Origin of the sequence: Pseudocitrobacter sp. 73, assembly GCF_008369545.1 — a bacterium.
GTDB lineage: Bacteria > Pseudomonadota > Gammaproteobacteria > Enterobacterales > Enterobacteriaceae > Pseudocitrobacter > Pseudocitrobacter vendiensis.
Map to the genome: position 1 here is coordinate 109,754 of NZ_VTZO01000020.1, position 21,246 is coordinate 130,999.

The following is a 21,246-nucleotide window of genomic DNA, read 5'->3' on the forward strand; positions in this document are numbered from 1 at the left end:
AGGTGACATGAAACAACGCACGTTGAGTCTGTGGCTCGGCGGGGTGTTGCTTGGATTTTTTGGCTCCGCCGCGCAGGCGGAGTCATGGACACTCACGCAAACTCTGTCGCAAGCCCAGCGCTATTCCGCTGAACTTTCCGCTAATCGCAATGAAGCCCGGGCGCTGGAAAATATGGCCGATTCCGCGGGGGAATTGCCGGATCCGAAACTGAAATTTGGTATCGAAAACGTTCCGGTACAGGGCAGTAATAACCAACGTCTGACACGCGAAGGGATGACCATGCAGCGCGTGGGTATTATGCAGCGCTACGTCAGCGCCGAAAAACGCGAACGCAAAGCGCAGACGTTACAGGCGCAGGCACAAAGCGTTAGCGCGAAATCAGAAGCGATTCGCGCCGCCCTGCAACGCGATACCGCGCAGGCGTGGCTTGATCTCGCACTCTCGGAAAAAGCGCTGCAATCAGCCAAAAAGCTGGTGGCGGAAACCGAGCGACAGCAGGGCACGCAGCGCGCCAGCGTCGGCAGCGGAACCGCCGCGCCGGACAGCGTACTGGCGCTGAAGGTTTCGCTCAATGCAATGCGCGATAACGTTACGCTTGCAGAGCGTGACGTGCAGGTGGCGCGGGCAAAACTGATGAAGTTTACCGGTCAGCCGATTGATTCGGTTTCCGGCGCACTGCCACCGTATCAACGCTTGCCTGCGGATGAAGCCACGCTGCTCGCCGGTGTGGATCAGCACCCGGAAGTGATTGCCGCCGCGCGGGAAGCCAATGAAGCCAAAGCACGCTCGGCGCAGTCGGCGGTGGCGGCCATCCCTGATGTCGATGTCGAGGTGTACTACGGTCATCGCTCTGAAGGGTATGACGATATGGCGGGGGTGATGTTTACCGTGGATTTGCCGCTGTTTAAAGATAAACGTCAGGATAAAGATTACGCGGCAGATGTCTCCCGCACCATGCAGGCCAACGATCAGCTTTCGCTGACTGAGCGCGATCACGCTGCCCAGATTAGCTCGCTGATTGCCGAATATCAGGCTGCGCAACATATCTGGTTGCGCCTGCGCGATGAAACTCTACCGCTCCAGCAGCAGCGTCTTTCTTTACTGACCGCCCAGTATCGCGCCGGTCAGTCTGATCTTTCTTCCTTACTTGCCGCACGTCGCGATGTGCTGGACAGCACCCTTGCCACCAGTCAGGCCGAACGTGAAGTCGCCCGGACCTGGGCTGCCATTCACTATTTGATTCCACAGGAGTTGGCGCTATGAACAAGAACTTACTGACGCTGGCGATTGTGGCCGTGCTGGCGGCGGGAGCGGGCTATTACGCCGGATATCGCAGTCCGGCGACAGACTCCGCCGCCACTGAATCTACGGCGCGCAAAGTGCTTTACTGGTACGACCCGATGGTTCCCGGACAGCGATTTGATAAGCCGGGGAAATCACCCTTTATGGATATGCAACTGGTGCCGCGCTATGCCGATGAAACGCCGGATAACGGCGGCGTTAGCATTAGCCCGCAACAGCAGCAAAGTCTTGGCATGCGAATCGGCACCGTAGAAAAACGTGCGCTGGTACAGCCTTTTTCCGCGTTTGCGACGGTCACCACCGATGAGCGTAGCCTGCAAATTATTCCGTCTCCGGCCAACGGCGTCGTCGAGAAACTGTTTGTTCGCGCCCCGCAGCAGTGGGTGAAAGCGGGTGAGCCGTTGGCACAGCTGTGGATCCCCGAATGGACGGCGGCGCAGCAAGAGTATCTGGCCGTGCGTCAACTTGGCGATGCCGCGCTCAGCCGGGCCGCTCGTGAGCGCCTGACGCTGACCTTTATGCCGGAATCTGTCATTCGCCAGGTGGAACGCAGCGGCAAACCGCAGTCGCGAATGGTGCTGCGTGCCGAGCAGGAGGGCTACGTGTCGAAGCTCGACACACGCGAAGGTGCGCAGGTTACCGCCACCGCGCCGTTGTTTGAACTGGCAAGCCAGGACCCGGTCTGGGTGGTGATTGACTATCCACAAACTCAGGCGCAACGCCTGATACCGGGCAGTGACGTCGTGGCGAGCGCTGACGGCTGGCCTGGCGAGCAATTCCACGGCAAGGTGAGCGAACTGCTGCCGCAGATGGAAACCACCACGCGCACCCTGAAGGCGCGTATTGTTCTGGATAACCCGCAGCACAAACTGAAGCCCGGCATGTTTTTAACCGTGCGTTTGCAGGATGAATCTGCGCAACCGCCGGTGTTGGCAATTCCGGAAGAAGCGTTGATCGCCACTGGCAGTGAGAATCGAGTGATTGTCGCCACCGGAGACGGGCACTTCGCACCGGCACGCGTCACCACAGGCGTAACCGCCAACGGCTGGACGGAGGTCAAAGAGGGGCTGAAGGAGGGCGATAAGGTGGTGACCTCTGGCCAGTTCCTGATTGATTCCGAAGCCAGCCTGCGCAGTGCCTTGCCGCAGGAAACGAAAAAGGCGCAAGAGTATGTCGGCAACGGCGTCGTCAAGGCCATCGAAGGGAACACGGTAACGCTGTCGCACCAGCCGATTCCCGCGCTGCACTGGGGGGCGATGACTATGGACTTCACCCTCAGCGCCAGCGCGGCAAAACCGAAGCCTGGCGATAACATCATGTTCCACTTTACGCTGGATGATGCGCAGGGGCCGCTGATTTCACAATGGATGCCAATGACGGGAGGCGAGAAATGATTGCCGCCGTGATTCGAGCTGCGTTGCGTAATCGCCTGCTGGTGATTTTTGCTGCGCTGGGGATGGCGCTGTGGGGCGCCTGGGCGGTGCAACGTGCGCCGCTGGATGCGCTGCCGGACCTCTCTGATGTGCAGGTGATTATTCGCGCCAGCTATCCGGGAAAAGCGCCGCAGATTATAGAAGATCAGGTCACTTATCCGCTTACCACCACCATGCTTTCGGTGCCTGGCGCGAAGACGGTGCGCGGCTTTTCGATGTTTGGCGACGCTTATGTGTACGTGTTGTTTGAAGACGGTACTGACCTTTACTGGGCGCGTTCGCGCGTGCTGGAGTATCTGAGTCAGATTCAGGCGCAAATGCCGGAAGGCGTCACGGTGGCATTAGGGCCGGATGCCACGGGGGTGGGCTGGATTTACGAGTATGCGTTGGTTGACCGTACCGGCAAACACAGTCTTGCGGATCTGCGTGCGCTCCAGGACTGGACGCTGAAGTACGAACTGAAAACCGTGCCTAACGTTTCGGAAGTCGCCAGCGTCGGCGGGATGGTACGCCAGTATCAGGTGATTGCCGATCCGATGCGGATGCGGGCGTTAAACGTGACGCATCAGCAAATTGTCGATGCGCTGAAATCTGCCAACCAGGAGGGCGGCGGCGCACTGATGGAGATGGGCGAAGCGGAATACATGGTGCGCACCACCGGTTATCTGCATTCGCTTGATGAGTTCCGACAGGTGGTGGTGACCAGCCGTGATGGCGTGCCGGTGCTGCTGACAGATGTCGCCGATGTGCGGATGGGGCCAGAAATTCGGCGCGGCGTCGCGGAACTTAACGGCGAGGGGGAAGTGGCCGGCGGCATTATCATCATGCGTTATGGTAAGAATGCCCGTCAGACCATTATGGATGTGAAAGCGAAGCTTCAGTCGCTGCAAAAAACTTTGCCGGAAGGGGTGGAGATCGTCCCGGTTTACGACCGTTCGCAGCTTATCGACCACGCGATCGAAACGTTAACCCATAAGCTGATTGAAGAGTTTATCGTCGTTGCCCTGGTCTGTACCCTGTTTCTGTTCCATTTCCGCTCGGCGCTGGTGGCAATTGTTTCGCTGCCGCTTGGCATACTTGGCGCGTTTATCGTCATGCACTATCAGGGGATTAACGCCAACATTATGTCGCTGGGCGGGATTGCGATTGCTATCGGTGCCATGGTGGATGCGGCGATCGTGATGATCGAAAACATGCATAAAGTGCTGGAGCAGTGGCGGCACGATCATCCCGACAAAACGCCTTCCGGCCCCGATTACTGGCACATTGCCGGGCAGGCGGCAACGGAAGTCGGGCCTGCGTTGTTTTGCAGCCTGCTGATTATCACGTTGTCGTTTATTCCGGTCTTCTCGCTGGAGGCGCAGGAAGGGAAGATGTTTGCACCGCTGGCGTTCACCAAAACCTGGGCGATGGCGATGGCGGCGGGGCTCGGCATCACCTTAGTGCCGGTACTGATGGGCTATTTTATTCGCGGAAAAATTCCTGATGAGCAATCCAACCCAATCAACCGCTGGCTGATTCGTGCCTATGAGCCGCTACTTGATAAAGTGCTGGCCTGGCCAAAGGCGACACTGGCGCTGGCATTGCTGCTGCTGGGCATGACGCTCTGGCCGCTCAGCCAGTTGGGTAGCGAATTTATGCCGCCGCTCGACGAGGGGGATTTGCTCTATATGCCCTCTACGCTGCCGGGTATTTCTGCGCGCGAAGCGAGCCGCCTGCTGCAACAAACCGATCGGTTGATTAAAAGCGTGCCGGAAGTAGCCAGCGTGTTTGGTAAGGCCGGGCGTGCGGAAACGGCTACCGACCCTGCGCCGCTGACCATGCTGGAAACCACCATTCAGTTTAAACCTCGCGACCAGTGGCGACCGGGCATGACGCCGGACAAACTGATTGAGGAGCTGGATAAAACGGTGAAAGTTCCGGGGATTGCCAACGTCTGGGTACCGCCGATTCGCAACCGTCTCGATATGCTGGCGACAGGTATCAAGAGCCCGGTGGGAATTAAAGTAAACGGCAATAACCTGGCAGACATCGAACGTGTCGCCCGCGAAATCGAGCAGGTGGTGAAGGGTGTGCCGGGTGTGACATCCGCGCTCGCCGAGCGACTTTCAGGTGGGCGTTATGTGGATATCGCGATCAATCGCCAGCAGGCGGCCCGCTATGGCGTGTCGGTGAAAGAGTTGCAATCGTTGGTGTCGACGCTGGTGGGCGGCGAGAACGTCGGTCAGACTATCGAAGGGCGCGAACGTTATCCCATTAACATCCGTTACCCGCGCGAATGGCGCGATAATATCGACAAGCTGCGGGCAATGCCGGTGGTGACGGCCAATGGGAGCCAGGTGGCACTCAGCGAATTGGCGGATATCCGTATCACCGAAGGTGTGCCGATGCTGAAAAGCGAAAATGCGCGACTGTCGAACTGGATTTATGTCGATTTACGCGGACGTGACCTGAAATCCGCGGTGGATGAAATGCAGCAACGAGTAGCGCAACAGGTGACCCTGCCGCAGGGAGTCACGCTCTCCTGGTCCGGACAATTTGAATATCTTGAACGCGCCACGGCAAAACTGAAAATAGTGCTTCCGGTTACCTTAGTGATTATTTTTACACTACTTTGGTTAACCTTCAGACGTATTTCAGATGTATTACTGATAATGGGAACGCTTCCCTTTTCTCTGATTGGCGGCGTCTGGTTGTTATGGCTTCTCGGTTATAATCTCTCTGTGGCCGGAGCGGTAGGGTTTATTGCCCTTGCGGGGGTGTCAGCGGAGTTTGGTGTGATCATGGTGCTCTATTTGAATCATGCGCTTGAGAAACATCGTAAATCCGATCCTGATGGCGGCACACCGCTATTAATGCGCGCGATTCATGAGGGGGCGGTGCTACGTGTGCGCCCCAAAGTGATGACGGTGGCGACCATCATGGCCGGCCTGCTGCCTATCATGTGGGGCAGTGGTACGGGTTCGGAAGTGATGAGCCGGATTGCCGCGCCGATGATCGGCGGAATGATTTCCGCACCATTACTCTCGATGTTGGTTATTCCCGCACTTTATCGCATCATCCACCCTAAACAATGAATACAAGCACCCTGCGGGGTGCTTAATTACTTTACTTTATTTACCAAGAATTACCCTAAAATAAAGAATAACCCGATATTGTTAAGCCTTGATTAAGGTTAGCATTGGTACGCTATTTTTATTATGTAATAAGCTTTGGTAATGCTAACGTGTTAATGCTCAAAAGAATTTATTTATTAGCTGCGATAATTGCGGCTCAACTCTGCGTTCTGCCTGTGGCGAATGCCTCATTTATCGAATCGGTGCGCAACGGCTTCTCCACGCTCAACGATAATATTGCGCAAACCTGGGATGAACCCCAGCATTACGATCTCTATGTTCCGGCAATCACCTGGCATGCGCGCTTTGCCTACGATAAAGAGAAAACCGACCGTTACAATGAGCGTCCCTGGGGCGCGGGTTTTGGTGTCTCTCGCTGGGATGAAAAAGGGAACTGGCACGGTATCTATCTGATGGCGTTTAAAGACTCCTGGAACAAGTGGGAGCCGATTGGCGGGTACGGCTGGGAGAAAACCTGGCGACCGCTGACCGACGATAATTTCCGCCTGGGGCTGGGTTATACAGTCGGGGTGACAGCACGTGATAACTACAACTATGTGCCCATTCCGGTGCTGCTGCCGATGGCGTCAATCGGCTATGGCCCGGCAACGTTCCAGATGACCTACATACCGGGCACTTACAATAACGGTAACGTCTACTTTGCCTGGATGCGCTTCCAGTTTTAACCCCTGATTTTGCGCACGGGAGCAGTGGGGTTGACTGGCTTGCAAACAAACTCGAATTAAAGTCAACCCCCGTATAAAAGTTAGAGACATTTATCACTTTTTAGCTAACCTGCACTGGACAAAACACAGCTTTATTGATGTACTGATACCTGACACAGCATTTGTGTCGTTTTTTCATATAAAGGTAATTTTGATGTCTAAGATTAAAGGTAACGTTAAGTGGTTTAATGAGTCCAAAGGATTCGGTTTCATTACTCCGGAAGATGGCAGCAAAGACGTGTTCGTACACTTCTCTGCAATCCAGACCAATGGTTTCAAAACTCTGGCTGAAGGTCAGCGTGTAGAGTTCGAAATCACTAACGGTGCCAAAGGCCCTTCTGCTGCTAACGTAATCGCTCTGTAATCAGCGCATTAGCAGTCAGAATTCAAAACCCGCCTAATCGCGGGTTTTTTTTCGCCTGCTTATCGGCTGGCGTTAAACAGCCAGAAGGCCAGGGCGGTCATCGCAAACGAGCCCAGCAGGTTAACCCCGACATTCAGCAGCGCCCATCCCGGCTTCCCCGCCTGTAACAGAAAGACCACTTCCGCTGAAAAGGTGGAGAAGGTGGTTAAGCCGCCGCAGAACCCTGTCGTGATTAGCAGTTTCCACATCGGGTCAATATGCGTCATCCGGTTAAACCACGCCAGCCCCGCACCAATAATAAACGCGCCCAGCAGGTTTGCCGTTAACGTGCCAATCGGCAGTGCATGATGCATCGGGTTGAGTCGGGTGCTGAGCATCCAGCGCGCGACGCTACCGGTTCCGCCGCCGATAAAAACTGCCAGGAGAACGTTGAACACCTGATTTTTCCTGTTTTCAAACCATCGAAGTGGGTGAGTTTAGCGTTGAAGCTGCTAATCTTGCCAGAACCAACGTAAAAAAGAGGACGTCATATGTGGGTCGCGGCGGGTCAATTTAGCGTTTCTGCCGACTGGCAGGCCAACGCGCAGGAATGCATCTCGCTGATGCGCACGGCAGCAGAACGTGGTGTCTCATTGCTGGTACTGCCTGAGGCGTTGCTGGCGCGCGATATCGCTGACCCCGATCTCAGCGTGAAATCCGCTCAAATGCTCGATGGCGGCTTCATGCAGCAACTGAAGGCCCAGAGTCGACAGGACACCCTGACGACCATCCTGACGCTGCACGTGCCCTCTACGGCGGGCAGGGCCGTGAATATGCTGGTGGCGCTGCGTGGCGGAGAGGTGATCGCGCAATATCAGAAGCTGCACCTGTATGACGCGTTTAACGTTCAGGAGTCCAGGCTTGTGGATGCGGGCGCGGTGGTGCCACCGCTGCTTGAGGTTGGTGAGATGCGCGTGGGGTTGATGACCTGTTACGATTTGCGTTTCCCGGAGCTGGCGTTAAACCTGGCGCTTCAGGGCGCAAATCTGTTGGTTCTGCCGGCGGCATGGGTACGCGGGCCGCTGAAGGAGCACCACTGGTCAACGCTTCTGGCGGCACGCGCGCTGGATACAACCTGTTATATCGTCGCCTCGGGCGAATGTGGCAGTCGGAATATCGGCCAGAGCCGCATCATTGACCCTTTAGGCGTCACCCTCGCCGGTGCCGGAGCAACGCCGCAACTTATAATGGCGGAAGTCTTTGAACAGCAGGTTAAAGAGGTGCGCGCACAATTACCGGTATTAACTAACCGTCGCTTTGCGCTACCGCAATTACTGTGACGTTTTTTTAAACAACACTTGATTCACCTTGTTACAGATTGCTATTGTGTGCGCGCGGTAAGATGACCGTTAATACGTTATGGTCATTTATTGCATTTTGCAGCCTGTTTTAGAAAAGAAGGTATCTATGGGTGAGATTAGTATTACCAAACTGCTGGTTGTCGCAGCGCTGATTATTCTGGTGTTTGGTACCAAAAAATTACGTACGCTGGGCGGCGACCTGGGCTCAGCAATCAAGGGCTTCAAGAAAGCCATGAACGAGGATGAGGTCAGCGCGAAGAAAAGTGTTGATGTGGATGACATCCCGGCGGAAAAACTCTCTCACAAAGAGTAAGCTGCAGACATTGGATAAGGCGTGCGGATAAATTCTGCTTTAAGCAGGTGCATGTCTTATAGCGGGCAATCATTGCCTGTTAAAAAGGCCAATGCCGAGACGCAATGGCCTTTTTTAATACCTGAAATATGACTAAAGGTATTAAGTTGCAATCAGATGTTTCTAATGCCGGTATAAAAAAAGCCGCTGCTTAAAAGCAACGGCTTGGCTAAACGCAGCGTCTGCGTTTATTTCACTTCCATCCCTTTCGCCTGAAGATCGGCGTGATAGGAGGAACGAACGAACGGGCCGCACGCAGCGTGGGTGAAGCCCATCGCCAGCGCTTCCGCTTTCATCTCTTCAAACTCATCCGGGCTTACATAACGCTGTACCGGCAGGTGATGGCGGCTTGGCTGCAAATACTGACCCAGGGTCAGCATGGTGACGCCGTGGCGACGCAGGTCGCGCATCACTTCAATGATTTCCGCGTTGGTTTCACCCAGACCGACCATCAGGCCAGACTTGGTTGGGATTTCCGGGTGCGCTTCTTTAAAGCGTTCCAGCAGCTTCAGCGACCAGTTGTAGTCCGCGCCCGGACGCACCTGGCGATAGATACGCGGCACGTTTTCCAGGTTATGGTTAAAGACATCTGGCGGGGTTGCCGTCAGGATCTCTAACGCGCGATCCATACGTCCACGGAAGTCAGGAACCAGCGTCTCAATTTTAATGGTTGGGCTTTTCTCGCGGATAGCGGTAATGCAGTCGGCAAAGTGCTGAGCACCGCCGTCGCGCAGATCATCACGGTCAACTGAGGTAATCACCACATAACGTAGCGCCATATCAGCGATGGTTTGCGCCAGTTTTCCCGGTTCGTTGGCATCCGGGGCAATCGGGCGACCGTGGGCAACGTCACAGAACGGGCAACGGCGGGTACAGATAGCACCCAGAATCATGAATGTCGCGGTGCCGTGGTTAAAACATTCCGCCAGGTTTGGGCAAGAGGCTTCTTCACAAACAGAGTGCAGGCCATTCTTACGCATCGCCGCTTTGATACCCTGAATACGGGAGGAATCAGCCGGAAGTTTGATTTTCATCCACTCGGGCTTGCGTAGCAGCGCTTCGCGCTCGGTGGCCACGTTTTTGACCGGGATAAGTGCCATTTTATCGGCGTCGCGGTACTTGACACCGCGTTCCATCACAATGGGTTTACTCATAGCGTGCGTGTTCCAGTTGCGAGTCTTTAAGGAAAGCGTTTCAATTCAATGAAATGTTGCATTTATCAACTATTTTTGAATTCATTGTAAGCAGTATACCATTGAAACGGGTGTCAAAGCAGCCTGCCAGTGCGGCAAATTGTAAAATAGTTGTTGTTTTATGCTTTTTAGTTATCGGACGGTCTACCTGTTTTCGCGATCAGAATGCCTGACGAATGACATCAATGACACCCTGTAAAACCGGATCGCGCAGGCTGAGCTTGTTGTAATGCAATGAAAATTCGACTTCTTCTTGCTGAATGGGCGCAAAATCAATGCAGGCCAGCGGCCAGCACTGACGGTAAAGAGAGAAGAATCGACGCGGCATAATCCCCAGCAGGTCGCTGCCGCCAATCAGTGAAGCAATGGTGAACAAATTGTAACTGCTAAAACTCACCTGTCGGTCTGGCAACATCTCATGAATGCGTTTATGCAGGGGGCTATGGCTGCTGCCATCGGGCGTCAACAGCGTATATTCATACGCCTTCAGCAATGCCAGGGAAACGGATTGCTGTAAAACGGGATGCCCATGGCGACAGACCAGCACCAGCGGGTCGCGGAACAGCGTGTGGCTGTAAAGCGCAGGCATGGTCTGAGCATGACTATCGATGATTAAATCCGTCTGGAACTGGCTGAGCTGATTGCCTGTGTCGTTGACGGCAACATTGCGTACCAGAATTTGCGGATAGCTTTCTTTAATGGCCTGGTAAATCGCGGGCATGATAAGCGCCCCGACGGAGGGCGGCGTACCGATGGTGAGGATACGCTGTTTATCATAACTGCCGGTAAGATTCAGCGCGCCAAGTATCGACTCCAGCCCCTGGCTAATATATTCATGCAGATGCGTGGCATAGGCCGTTGCCGTCACCCCCTGACCTTTACGGATAAACAGCGGGTCAGGGAAAAGACCACGCAGTTTTTGAATCGACTGGCTGATGGCAGACGGCGTGATATTTAACACTTTCGCTGCGTTAACAATCCCTTTATGGACATAGACCGCTTCAAAAATTGTCAGCAAATTAAGATCAATATTACGTAATGTGCGGAAAATCTGGGTGGTATCATTATCGATACGTGGTGGTGATTTATTTTCTAACGGTTGTTGATATTCCACTCTATTTACCCTTTTACATTCACCATGTGAATGGTTTATTGCTTTTGTCGTTATTATTATCTTCGATACAAAATTGCAATTTGTGATTTTATTTTAATTTTATCTCATTTATTCAATGGGTTGTCTTTATGTATTGGTTGCTGTGGTAGCCTGGTGTGTTATTTTTGCTGAATGAAGCTGAAGAGAAAATATAGAATTTTGATATTTTTGTAAAGGGGGGCAGGAGGGAAATAACGCCAGCCCAACGGTAAGGTTGGGCTGGGGAGAATATATATTAACTGTGAATATATTCGTGTGGTGGATTGTTTAGCAGCGCTAAAAAATGTGAGACTAAAAGCGGTGATATATTGTCAGGCGTGGCATCAGCTTTCCACTGCTGTACCTGGGTCATCTCCATACCGGCGTAACCGCAAGGATTGATGCGCAGGAAGGGCGATAAATCCATCGCAATATTCAGGGCCAGGCCGTGGAAAGAACACCCCTTGCGAATACGCAGTCCCAGGGAGCAGATTTTTTTCTCACCCACGTAGACGCCCGGCGCATCGGCACGTGGATGCGCGTCAATACCGCATTCCGCCAGGGTATTCACCACCGTTTGTTCCAGCAGTGTCACCAGTTCACGCACGCCAAGCTTACGACGCTTCAGATTCAGCAACACGTACATCACCTGCTGACCCGGCCCGTGATAGGTCACCTGGCCGCCACGGTCGCTTTGAATTACGGGAATATCGCCCGGCACCAGTACATGTTCCGCTTTACCGGCCTGGCCCTGAGTAAAGACAGGGTGATGCTCAACCAGCCAGATTTCATCGAGCGTTGTGTCGTCGCGTTGATCGGTAAACTCATGCATGGCCTGCGATACGGGGTCGTACGGCTGTAAGCCAAGCTGGCGGATGAGAAGGGTATTGGTGTCCAAAACAGCATCTCCGTAGAGAGAGGAATTCATGGACGGGGAGTATATCACAAACAATTAACGTTACCCGGCAGGCCGGGTAACGTGGCAGGGATTACAGCACCATACGAACAATTTCGATATTGCCTAACTCTTCGTACAGCGTCTCCACTTGCTCAATATGCGTCGCGTTGATGGTAATGGACACCGAGTGGTAGTTGCCTTTGCTGCTCGGTTTTATCTGCGGAGAGTAATCACCAGGCGCATGGCGCTGTACCACTTCCACCACCTGGTCAACCAACTCAGGTTTCGCCAGACCCATCACTTTGTAAGTAAAGGGAGTCGGGAATTCAAGCAGTTCGTTCAGTTTGGTTTTCATGTCAGCTCCAGTGGTAAAAAGAACAACTCCCGCCGGACAGGCGGGAGTTGCTTAACGTTACATAGTATATGGGGATCGAAATCACACTTTCAAGTGGGTGATTTTTAACCAAACCAGTGATGGAACATTAATTTAATGTAATCAATGATTTTGCCGAAGAAGTTACCTTCCGGAATTTCCTGCAGCACCACCAGCGGACGCTGTTCAATGGTTTTGCCATCCAGCTGGAAGTTAATAGTGCCTACGACCTGGTTTTTCTGCAGCGGCGCGTGCAGTTCGGTGGAGGTCAGTACATAGCTGGCTTTCAGATCTTTCATGCGGCCACGCGGGATGGTCAGATAAACGTCTTTGTCCACGCCGAGGGAAGCACGATCGCTGTCGCCGAACCAGGCGGGCTCAGAGGCGAACTCTTTACCGGCTTTCAGCGGGCTGACGGTTTCAAAGAAGCGGAAGCCCCAGGTCAGCAGTTTTTTACTTTCCGTTTCGCGACCTTTGTAGGTGCGACCGCCCATTACGGCGGAGATCAGACGCATCTGACCTTCTGTCGCGGAAGCCACCAGGTTATAGCCTGCTTTATCGGTGTGGCCGGTTTTAATACCGTCTACGTTGAGGCTGTTGTCCCACAGCAGGCCGTTGCGGTTAGTCTGGCGGATACCGTTAAAGGTGAACTCTTTCTCTTTATAAATCGTGTATTCGTTCGGCACATCGCGGATCAGCGCCTGACCGATTTTCGCCATATCACGTGCGGAGCTGTACTGGCCGTCAGCGTCCAGGCCGTGAACGGTCTGGAAATGGGTATTTTGCAGACCCAATGCGCTGACATAGCTGTTCATCAGGCCCACGAAGGAATCCTGGCTGCCTGCTACGAAGTCGGCCATTGCCACGCAGGCATCGTTACCGGATTGCAGGTTGATACCGCGAATCAACTGAGAAACAGGAACCTGCATGCCAGGTTTCAGGAACATCAGTGAAGAGCCTTTGAACACCGGGTTGCCGGTCGCCCATGCGTCGTTGCCGACAGTGACAAGATCGGACTCTTTGAATTTACCCGCTTTCATTGCCTGACCGATAACGTAGCTGGTCATCATTTTGGTCAAACTGGCCGGGTCACGGCGGGCGTCGGCGTTCTGTTCAGCCAGAACTTTGCCTGAGTTGTAGTCGATCAGGATGTAGGACTCCGCGTCAATCTGCGGTACGCCCGGGATCATGGTTTTGATGTTTAAATCATCGGCATGGGCAGCGGAGGTCAGTACGGCGACTGAGAGCGCTGGGATAAGTAAGCAAGCAGAGAGAGAGGTCTTCATGGTCAGAACAACGACGTCCGTTTATGGAATTAAAAAAAGTGCCTTACTATAGCAAATGCAGTGCAGGCAGGCATCCGACATCGCATACGACTTTGTTAATGACTTTTACATTCATTAGCAAACGACATCGGAAACCTGGCTACATCTTAGTTGGCGCGAGTGATAAATGATTGCAGTTGGGCTTCGCTCTGCAAACGTTGTTGTAGGGTGCTGGCTTCGCCTTTGTTGCTGAACGGACCTAACTGAATACGCCAGACGGCACCGTTCTGCGTGACGCGACCTGGTACAGAGAACTGCTGGCTCAGGCGCTGTTGATACTGTTGCGCGCGCGCTTGATCGCTGACAGCGCCAACCTGGACCACAAAGTCACCGGTCGCGGCAGGCGCAGCTACGGGGGCTGCGACAGCCGCAGGGGCAGGGGTTGAGGCGGGTGCGGTCACAGGTGCGGCGGTTTGCACCGCTGGGGTGGGCTCGCTGCTTTCCAGTACACCGTTGTTAAGTGGAGTAGGGGCGCCGAGGAAACCGCTACTGCTGACGGGCGCACCGGCAGTGTCTTCAGGTTTCAGCGTATCGTTGCTGATGGCACGCACATCGCCCTGCGGCGAAGCAGCCTGCGGGGCTGATGACGCGCTGCCTAACCCACCGCTCAGATCCGGGCGGCTGGGTAAAGCATAGGTTTGTTTCGCGACGGTCGTACAGGCCATACCTGGACCTGAAAGCGTGCCGTCCTGGGCAACGATAATCGGATCGATACGCACTTTGGTGTTGTTTGATGTATTCAAACGATCGGCTGCCGCGCGGGAAAGGGAAATCACGCGATCGTTGCCATACGGGCCGCGATCGTTAATGCGCACGACGATCATGCGTCCATTCGCCAGATTGGTGACGCGCGCGTAGCTCGGCACCGGCAGCGTGGGGTGCGCGGCGGTGATTTGTGTTGGATCAAACGCCTCACCCGTCGCTGTCAGATTGCTGCCGGGTTCAGCGTCGTAGATAGCGGCTAAACCCGCCTGGCTGAAGTTGGCAGGATCCTGCACGATTTTGTAGTTTTTACCGTCGCGCTGGTAATCCTGGTTTGCGGTGGCGCTCAGCGGCTCAAAGCGCGGATCGGCCCCGCTGATTTCCACTATCGGGCCATTACATACTGCGGGCTGCGGAACGGTGACGGTTTTTTGTTGCACATCATCATTCGAACAACCTGCCAGCAATCCTGCTGCGATGCAGATCCCCAGCCAAAGCTTTTGCATTGAGCACCTCTTAGACGCTTTTCGACAACATTTTTCTGTGGGTATGTATCGACATGACGATACCGAACCCGGCCATCAGTACAATAAGGGCCGACCCCCCGTAGCTGACCAGCGGTAACGGGACGCCCACCACCGGAAGAATGCCACTTACCATACCAATATTTACAAAGACATAAACGAATAAAATCAGCATCAGGCCACCGGCCATGACGCGGCCAAAAGTGGTTTGCGCCTGGGCGGCGATCCAGAGCCCACGCATAATCAGCAGCACATACAGTGCCAGTAACACCAGAATGCCAATCAGCCCCAGTTCTTCTGCCAGAACGGCGAAGATAAAGTCTGTGTGGCGTTCAGGCAGGAATTCCAGCTGTGACTGGGTACCGTGCAGCCAGCCTTTTCCGCGCAGACCGCCGGAGCCTATGGCAATTTTGGACTGTATAATATGATAGCCTGCGCCGAGCGGGTCTGATTCCGGATCGAGCAGCATCATGACGCGCTGACGTTGATAGTCATGCATCAGGAAGAACCACAATATCGGGATAAATGCGGCGATAAGTACCACGGCAATGCCGATAAGCCGCCAGCTCAGGCCGGAGAGGAACAGCACAAATAAACCGGAGAGCAGGACAAGGATGGATGTCCCGAGGTCAGGCTGTGCCGCGACCAGCAGCGTTGGCATGAAGATTAATATCAGCGCGATACCGGTGTTTTTCAACGACGGTGGGCAAACATCACGGTTAATAAAGCGCGCGACCATCAGCGGGACAGCTATCTTGGCTATCTCTGACGGTTGGAAGCGCACGACGCCGAGGTCAAGCCAGCGCTGAGCGCCTTTCGAAATCGCACCGAAGGCATCGACCGCCACCAACAGAATAATACAGAAGATATAGAGCCACGGTGCCCAGCCTTCGTATACACGCGGCGGGATTTGTGCCATCACTACCATGATAACCAGACCCATGGCGATCTGGCCGATTTTACGCTCCATCATGCCGATGTCCTGGCCGCTTGCGCTCCAGATGACCAGCGAGCTGTAGGTCAGCAGCGCCAGCAGGATCAGCATCATGGCCGGATCGATGTGGATTTTATCCCACAGCGATTTTTTGTTCGGATTATCCGTCATGTTTATTGGTCCTCCGCCGCTGTTGCGGCCGGATTTTCGGCTGGTAAATCGGTGTTGTTATCGCCAAGCATAATGTGGTCGAGAATTTGACGCATGATCGTCCCCACCGCCGGGCCTGCGCCGCCGTTTTCCAGAATAATGGCAACGGCAACTTTCGGATCGTTATACGGCGCGAAGGCGGTCATCAGTTTGTGGTCACGCAGACGCTCGGCAATTTTATGCGCGTTGTAGGTTTCATTCGCTTTCAGGCCGAATACCTGAGCCGTACCGGACTTAGCTGCAATTTTATACGGCGCGCTGGCGAAGTATTTATGCGCGGTACCGTTGCCACGGTTGGCGACGCCATACATCCCGTCTTTGGCAATTTCCCAGAAGCCGGAATGAATATCACCGACAGGGGGTTCATGCGGTTGCTCCCAGGGGATCTGCTTCCCGCCTTCGGTGGTGCTCATCAGCAGATGTGGCACTTTCACTATGCCATCGTTAATCAGAATCATCAGCGCTTTGCTCATCTGAATCGGCGTTGCCGTCCAGTAGCCCTGGCCGATACCGACCGGAATGGTATCGCCCTGATACCACGGCTTTTTAAAGCGTTTCTGCTTCCATTCACGGGTCGGCATATTACCAGAGCGCTCTTCCGCAAGGTCGATGCCGGTGTAATGACCATAGCCAAATTTCCCCATCCACTCGGACAGGCGGTCAATACCCATGTCATAGGCGACCTGATAGAAGAAGGTATCCGCCGATTCCTCCAGCGCTTTCGTCACGTTCAGGTGGCCGTGGCCCCATTTTTTCCAGTCGCGATAGCGTTTTTCAGAGCCCGGCAACTGCCACCACCCCGGATCAAACAGGCTGGTATTGCGGGTGATCACCCCCGCGCTAAGTGCGGATACGGACACATATGGCTTAACGGTAGACGCGGGCGGGTAAACCCCTTGCGTAGCGCGGTTAACCAGTGGCGTATTCGGGTCGTTCAGCAGCCCGGAGTAATCTTTGCTGGAGATGCCATCGACGAACAGGTTGGGGTCGTAACTTGGCATAGAAACCAGCGCCAGAATGCCGCCTGTTCGCGGGTCGGTAACCACGACGGCCGCACGGCTGCCGGCCAGCAGCGTTTCAATATACTGTTGGAGCTTAAGATCGAGCGTCAGATGGATATCATGCCCGGCCTGCGGGGGCACTTCCTTCAACTGACGGATGACGCGCCCACGGTTGTTGACCTCAACTTCTTCATAACCGGTCTGGCCGTGCAGCACATCTTCGTAATAGCGTTCGATACCGAGCTTACCGATATCATGCGTTGCCGCGTAGTTTGCCAGCTTGCCGTCTTTGTCGAGCCGCTCAACGTCTTTATCGTTAATTTTTGAAACGTAGCCAATGACGTGGGTGAGGGCGGAACCAAACGGGTAGTAACGGCGCTTATAGCCTTTCACTTCCACGCCCGGGAAGCGGTACTGGTTCACCGCAAAGCGCGCCACCTGAACTTCCGTCAGGTTGGTTTTCACCGGGATAGACGTAAAGCGATGCGAGCGCGAGCGCTCCTTTTTGAAATTGGCGATATCATCATCGTTGAGATCGACCACGCCGCGCAGCGCCTCCAGCGTGTCCTGCACGCTATCGACTTTCTCCGGCATCATCTCCAGTTGGTAGATGGTGCGGTTGAGCGCCAGCGGGGTACCGTTGCGATCGTAAATGATGCCGCGGCTGGGGGCTATTGGCACCAGCTTAATGCGGTTCTCGTTGGAACGGGTTTGATAATCGGTAAAACGGACGATCTGCAGATTATAGAGGTTAGCGATCAGCACGCCGGTAAGCAGCAAAATCCCCGTAAAAGCGACCAGCGCCCGGCGCACAAACAGCGCAGACTCAGCCGAATAGTCGCGAAAAGAATTCTGTAGTTTCATTCGCTGCTTAAATTACCCTGGTCATCATTACTCGCGGTGGTAAGGGTGGTTGGTGGTGATGCTCCACGCCCGGTACAGGCTCTCGGCGACCAGCACGCGCACCAGCGGGTGCGGCATCGTCAGATTCGAAAGCGACCAGCTCTGTTCAGCGGCGGCTTTGCAGGCCGGAGAAAGCCCCTCAGGCCCGCCAATCAGCAGGCTGACGTCGCGGCCATCCTGCTTCCAGCGCTCCAGTTCGACTGCCAGATGCGGCGTATCCCACGGTTTGCCGGGAATATCGAGCGTGACAATGCGATTTTTACCGGCGGCGGCGAGCATCAGCTCGCCTTCTTTATCGAGAATACGTTTGATGTCCGCATTCTTACCGCGCTTACCGGCAGGAATTTCTACCAGCTCAAACGGCATGTCTTTCGGAAAACGGCGCAAATATTCAGTAAACCCGGTTTGAACCCAATCCGGCATTTTGGTGCCGACGGCGACCAACTGCAGCTTCACAACTTAACTCCAGAGCTTTTCCAGTTCATACAGGCGACGGCTCTCTTCCTGCATGACGTGGACAATCACATCGCCTAAATCGACAACAACCCAATCGGCGACGTTTTCGCCTTCCACGCCCAGCGGCATTAAGCCCGCAGCGCGAGATTCCTGAACAACATGATCGGCGATAGACATGACATGACGGCTGGACGTGCCGGTGCAGATCACCATGCAATCGGTGATGCTGGATTTACCGTGAACGTCGATAGCCACGATGTCCTGACCTTTCAGGTCATCAATTTTGTCGATTACAAAATCCTGGAGTGCTTTACCCTGCAAGTGTGTTCCCCTTGGGTGTGTGAAGAAAATAGTCGTAGAGCCCGACAGTATACCCGAACTGAAGGCGTTGTCGGGACAAATGTCACCGGACGGGTCGTAAGGCGGGCTATCATCCCATTCATTAATAACGAATGCATCGCCATTTTTGTAAAACAATTTTTGCCAATAGCTGCATGTGGAATGATTCTGGCTGCGGAGGATAACAGGCTGTCGCCGGGTGTCAATGGCTGCGCCGGGCGCGGCGGTAGAAATCGGGATTATCCCGCTTCCGGCTGCCAGCGCGCGCGGCTATTGAGGACGCGAAGTGTGGCAAACGTGGGGGTAAACTCAATCACACTCCATGCACCCTGGTCGATGCGAAAATGCCACATTGCTGACGAGGGCATCTTCAGTAAAAGTGCGGTTAAAAGTCTTAAGACCCCCTGATGACTGATTAGTAGAAGGTTCTGATAATCTGTGTGAGGAAGCCTGTCGATAAAGGTATTAACCCGCGCTGAGAAGGCCTGAAAACCTTCGCCGTTAGTGGGAACCGCATTCTGCCAGTCGTTACACCAGGCGTCATAATTGGCTGCGTCTTCGACCATCAAATCACGGTGATGACGCATCTCCCAGTCGCCAAAAAACATCTCATTAAGCTGCGGGACAATTTCGGGCACCAGTGGACGATCGCCCAGCAGAAGGCGCGCCGTTTGTTGCGTGCGTTCGAGTTCGCTGCACATCACATGATCAAAAGGTACCTGTTGCAGAAGCGTACCGAGTGTCTCGGCTTGCCCGATGCCTTTCGCCGTCAGCGGGGTAGGTGAGTGGCCAGAGTACAACCCATCGACGTTCGCCTGGGTTTCTCCGTGACGTACCAGCCAGAGTTTCATTGTGTTTCTCCCTGAATCAACAAACTGAAGTAAGATACTGCTTTTTGGCGGAGAAGTATCATGGCTAAGCTTACCAGCACCCACGGCGGTAATATTCGCGAGGCGGCGCAAATGCTGGGCATTGACCCCGCATTGCTCGTTGATTTTAGCGCGAATATCAATCCATTGGGTATGCCGGAACCGCTCAAACAAGCGTTAGTGACGCAAATTGGCGTGGCGGAACGTTATCCGGATGTGGAGTATCAGCGCCTGCACCAGCAACTGGCGGCGCACCATGATGTTCCCGCTGAGTGGATTCTGGCCGGTAATGGCGAAACGGAGTCAATTTATACGCTGGCGCAGGGGCTTCAACCGCAGCGAGCCATGCTGGTGACGCCGGGGTTTGCGGAATATCGACGCGCGCTGGCGCAGGTCGGTTGTCAGATCAGCGAATTTTCCCTGTGCGAAGAAGAGGGCTGGCAGCTTACCGAACGCATACTTCCGGCCCTGACCGCTGAGCTGGATTGCCTGTTTCTGTGTACGCCGAATAACCCGACCGGGCTTTATCCTGACGCATCATTACTGGCGGCGATTGTTGAACGCTGTCGGGCGCTGTCGATAACGCTGGTGGTGGATGAGGCGTTTCTCGATTTCCTTCCTGATGAACCGGGGCTGATCCCGCACCTGAAGAATAATCCGCATGTTTGGGTGCTGCGCTCGCTAACCAAATTCTATGCCATTCCGGGGCTGCGTCTGGGGTATCTGCTGAACAGCGACGCTGACGCCGTGGCGCGAATGCGCCAGCGCCAGATGCCCTGGTCTATCAATGCGTTTGCCGCATTGGCGGGGGAGATGGTCCTGTGCGACCATTCATATCAGCAGGCAACCTGGCAGTGGCTGGCGCGGGAACGCGAAGGTTTGCTGACGCAGCTGAGAGGTTTTTCCGGGCTTACGGTTTGGGAAGGGCGTGCGAACTATCTGTTCTTACGCTGTAATGTTCTGGGCCTGGATTTACAGCAGGCGCTGTTGACGCGCCATGTACTCATCCGCAGTTGTGCGAATTATCCGGGGCTGGACGAGCGCTATTACCGTGTGGCGATCCGCAGTCGGGAAGAAAACGCCCGGCTGTGCCAGGCGTTGAATTCTGTATTTAGCGGTACAAGCCCTGCTGCATGATGTACTCCAGCACTGGCGCGGGCATCATTTCGTCGCAGGATTCGCCGTTTTGTAATCGCTCGCGAATAATGGTGGCGGAGATATCAAACCACGGCGTCTCGGCGAGAAAGATTTTCCCCGCAGGCTGTTCGTGCAGATCTTCCGAACGCAGCGTCAACCGGTCATCCAGCCACTGCTGATGCTCTGGCTGCTGCATGGTCATCGGATAACCGGGACGACGCGTCACAATCAAATGCGCGTTCTCAAGGATAGTTTCGTACTGGTGCCAGGTGGGAAACGTCAGCAGGGAGTCCTGGCCGATGATGAATGCCAGCGGTGCTTCCGACCCTTCTTCCTGACGCCACTCCTGTAAGGTTTGCGCCGTATACGACGGCATGTCACGGCGCAGCTCACGTTCATCCAGTACAAATAACGGTTTATCGGCAATCGCCAGTTCCACCATGTGTTTGCGCTGGTCGCTGGTGGCTTCCGGCTGCGGACGGTGCGGCGGGACGTTATTGGGCATAATAATTATGCGCGATAACCCTATCTGATTTGCCAGAATTTCTACCGGCTTCAGATGACCATAATGAATGGGATCGAAAGTACCGCCAAACAGTGCCTGAAGCTTTGTCATA

21 protein-coding genes are annotated in these 21,246 nt (G+C 54.4%); 8 read left to right on the forward strand and 13 right to left on the reverse strand.

What is annotated here, in order from left to right; translation table 11 throughout:
* The first annotated feature begins 7 nt into the window (after window positions 1–7).
* From F0Q32_RS19280 to cspE, 5 genes are all read left to right on the forward strand, one after another.
* Window positions 8–1,264, forward strand: a complete 1,257-nt coding sequence (locus F0Q32_RS19280; protein ID WP_149464364.1) for a TolC family protein — start codon at window positions 8–10, stop codon at window positions 1,262–1,264.
* On the forward strand, window positions 1,261–2,697 hold the full coding sequence (locus tag F0Q32_RS19285; protein ID WP_149464365.1) for an efflux RND transporter periplasmic adaptor subunit: 1,437 nt from the start codon (window positions 1,261–1,263) through the stop codon (window positions 2,695–2,697). The genes F0Q32_RS19280 and F0Q32_RS19285 overlap by 4 nt, the downstream gene beginning before the upstream one ends.
* On the forward strand, window positions 2,694–5,813 hold the full coding sequence (locus F0Q32_RS19290; RefSeq protein WP_149464366.1) for an efflux RND transporter permease subunit: 3,120 nt from the start codon (window positions 2,694–2,696) through the stop codon (window positions 5,811–5,813). Before F0Q32_RS19285 ends, F0Q32_RS19290 begins: the two co-directional genes overlap by 4 nt.
* A 149-nt stretch (window positions 5,814–5,962) precedes the next feature.
* Entirely contained in the window at window positions 5,963–6,538 is a 576-nt protein-coding gene (gene pagP, locus F0Q32_RS19295; RefSeq protein WP_370516893.1) for a lipid IV(A) palmitoyltransferase PagP, read from the forward strand.
* Between the two features lie 193 nt (window positions 6,539–6,731).
* Window positions 6,732–6,941, forward strand: a complete 210-nt coding sequence (gene cspE, locus F0Q32_RS19300) for a transcription antiterminator/RNA stability regulator CspE (RefSeq protein WP_000034825.1) — start codon at window positions 6,732–6,734, stop codon at window positions 6,939–6,941.
* Window positions 6,942–7,000: 59 nt separating this feature from the next.
* Here the strand turns inward: cspE and crcB are convergent, their stop codons facing one another.
* Window positions 7,001–7,378 (reverse strand): fluoride efflux transporter CrcB, encoded by a 378-nt coding sequence (crcB, locus tag F0Q32_RS19305; protein ID WP_015965392.1) that lies wholly within the window; start codon window positions 7,376–7,378, stop codon window positions 7,001–7,003.
* A gap of 93 nt (window positions 7,379–7,471) precedes the next feature.
* Here crcB and F0Q32_RS19310 point away from each other — a divergent pair, with 93 nt between their 5' ends.
* Together F0Q32_RS19310 and tatE are read left to right on the forward strand one after the other, a co-directional pair.
* Window positions 7,472–8,260, forward strand: a complete 789-nt coding sequence (locus tag F0Q32_RS19310) for a deaminated glutathione amidase (protein ID WP_149464368.1) — start codon at window positions 7,472–7,474, stop codon at window positions 8,258–8,260.
* 127 nt (window positions 8,261–8,387) lie between these two features.
* Window positions 8,388–8,594: a twin-arginine translocase subunit TatE gene (gene tatE, locus F0Q32_RS19315; RefSeq protein ID WP_149464369.1), complete on the forward strand. Its 207-nt coding sequence runs from the start codon at window positions 8,388–8,390 to the stop codon at window positions 8,592–8,594.
* A gap of 227 nt (window positions 8,595–8,821) precedes the next feature.
* On the opposite strand, the gene lipA is transcribed toward tatE, so the two are convergent.
* The 11 genes from lipA to F0Q32_RS19370 form a co-directional block, all read right to left on the reverse strand.
* Window positions 8,822–9,787, reverse strand: a complete 966-nt coding sequence (lipA, locus tag F0Q32_RS19320; protein ID WP_149464370.1) for a lipoyl synthase — start codon at window positions 9,785–9,787, stop codon at window positions 8,822–8,824.
* Between the two features lie 199 nt (window positions 9,788–9,986).
* A complete protein-coding gene (locus tag F0Q32_RS19325) occupies window positions 9,987–10,940 on the reverse strand; it encodes a YbeF family transcriptional regulator (protein ID WP_149464371.1) in 954 nt (317 codons plus the stop codon).
* Window positions 10,941–11,214: 274 nt separating this feature from the next.
* Window positions 11,215–11,886 (reverse strand): lipoyl(octanoyl) transferase LipB, encoded by a 672-nt coding sequence (gene lipB, locus F0Q32_RS19330; protein WP_370516894.1) that lies wholly within the window; start codon window positions 11,884–11,886, stop codon window positions 11,215–11,217.
* 61 nt (window positions 11,887–11,947) lie between these two features.
* Window positions 11,948–12,211 carry a DUF493 family protein YbeD gene (gene ybeD / locus F0Q32_RS19335; protein ID WP_015965386.1) on the reverse strand — a complete coding sequence of 88 codons (264 nt, stop codon included), beginning with the start codon at window positions 12,209–12,211 and terminating at the stop codon, window positions 11,948–11,950.
* Window positions 12,212–12,315: 104 nt separating this feature from the next.
* Entirely contained in the window at window positions 12,316–13,515 is a 1,200-nt protein-coding gene (dacA, locus tag F0Q32_RS19340) for a D-alanyl-D-alanine carboxypeptidase DacA (protein WP_149464373.1), read from the reverse strand.
* A 146-nt stretch (window positions 13,516–13,661) separates the two neighbouring features.
* On the reverse strand, window positions 13,662–14,762 hold the full coding sequence (rlpA, locus tag F0Q32_RS19345; protein ID WP_149464374.1) for an endolytic peptidoglycan transglycosylase RlpA: 1,101 nt from the start codon (window positions 14,760–14,762) through the stop codon (window positions 13,662–13,664).
* 10 nt (window positions 14,763–14,772) lie between these two features.
* Entirely contained in the window at window positions 14,773–15,885 is a 1,113-nt protein-coding gene (gene mrdB / locus F0Q32_RS19350) for a peptidoglycan glycosyltransferase MrdB (RefSeq protein WP_015965383.1), read from the reverse strand.
* 2 nt (window positions 15,886–15,887) lie between these two features.
* Window positions 15,888–17,789 carry a peptidoglycan DD-transpeptidase MrdA gene (gene mrdA / locus F0Q32_RS19355; RefSeq protein ID WP_149464375.1) on the reverse strand — a complete coding sequence of 634 codons (1,902 nt, stop codon included), beginning with the start codon at window positions 17,787–17,789 and terminating at the stop codon, window positions 15,888–15,890.
* Window positions 17,790–17,816: 27 nt separating this feature from the next.
* The gene (gene rlmH / locus F0Q32_RS19360; protein WP_108473933.1) at window positions 17,817–18,284 is read right to left on the reverse strand and encodes a 23S rRNA (pseudouridine(1915)-N(3))-methyltransferase RlmH; all 468 of its coding nucleotides are present in this window, start codon (window positions 18,282–18,284) and stop codon (window positions 17,817–17,819) included.
* 3 nt (window positions 18,285–18,287) lie between these two features.
* Window positions 18,288–18,605, reverse strand: coding sequence for a ribosome silencing factor (gene rsfS / locus F0Q32_RS19365; RefSeq protein ID WP_041686290.1), 318 nt, complete (start codon window positions 18,603–18,605; stop codon window positions 18,288–18,290).
* 257 nt (window positions 18,606–18,862) lie between these two features.
* Window positions 18,863–19,474 (reverse strand): adenosylcobalamin/alpha-ribazole phosphatase, encoded by a 612-nt coding sequence (locus F0Q32_RS19370; RefSeq protein WP_149464376.1) that lies wholly within the window; start codon window positions 19,472–19,474, stop codon window positions 18,863–18,865.
* A 60-nt stretch (window positions 19,475–19,534) separates the two neighbouring features.
* Here F0Q32_RS19370 and cobD point away from each other — a divergent pair, with 60 nt between their 5' ends.
* Window positions 19,535–20,629, forward strand: a complete 1,095-nt coding sequence (gene cobD / locus F0Q32_RS19375) for a threonine-phosphate decarboxylase CobD (RefSeq protein WP_149464377.1) — start codon at window positions 19,535–19,537, stop codon at window positions 20,627–20,629.
* Here the strand turns inward: cobD and nadD are convergent.
* A complete protein-coding gene (gene nadD, locus F0Q32_RS19380; protein ID WP_149464378.1) occupies window positions 20,604–21,245 on the reverse strand; it encodes a nicotinate-nucleotide adenylyltransferase in 642 nt (213 codons plus the stop codon). The two genes, cobD and nadD, sit on opposite strands and share 26 nt — an antisense overlap.
* Window position 21,246: the final 1 nt, after the last annotated feature.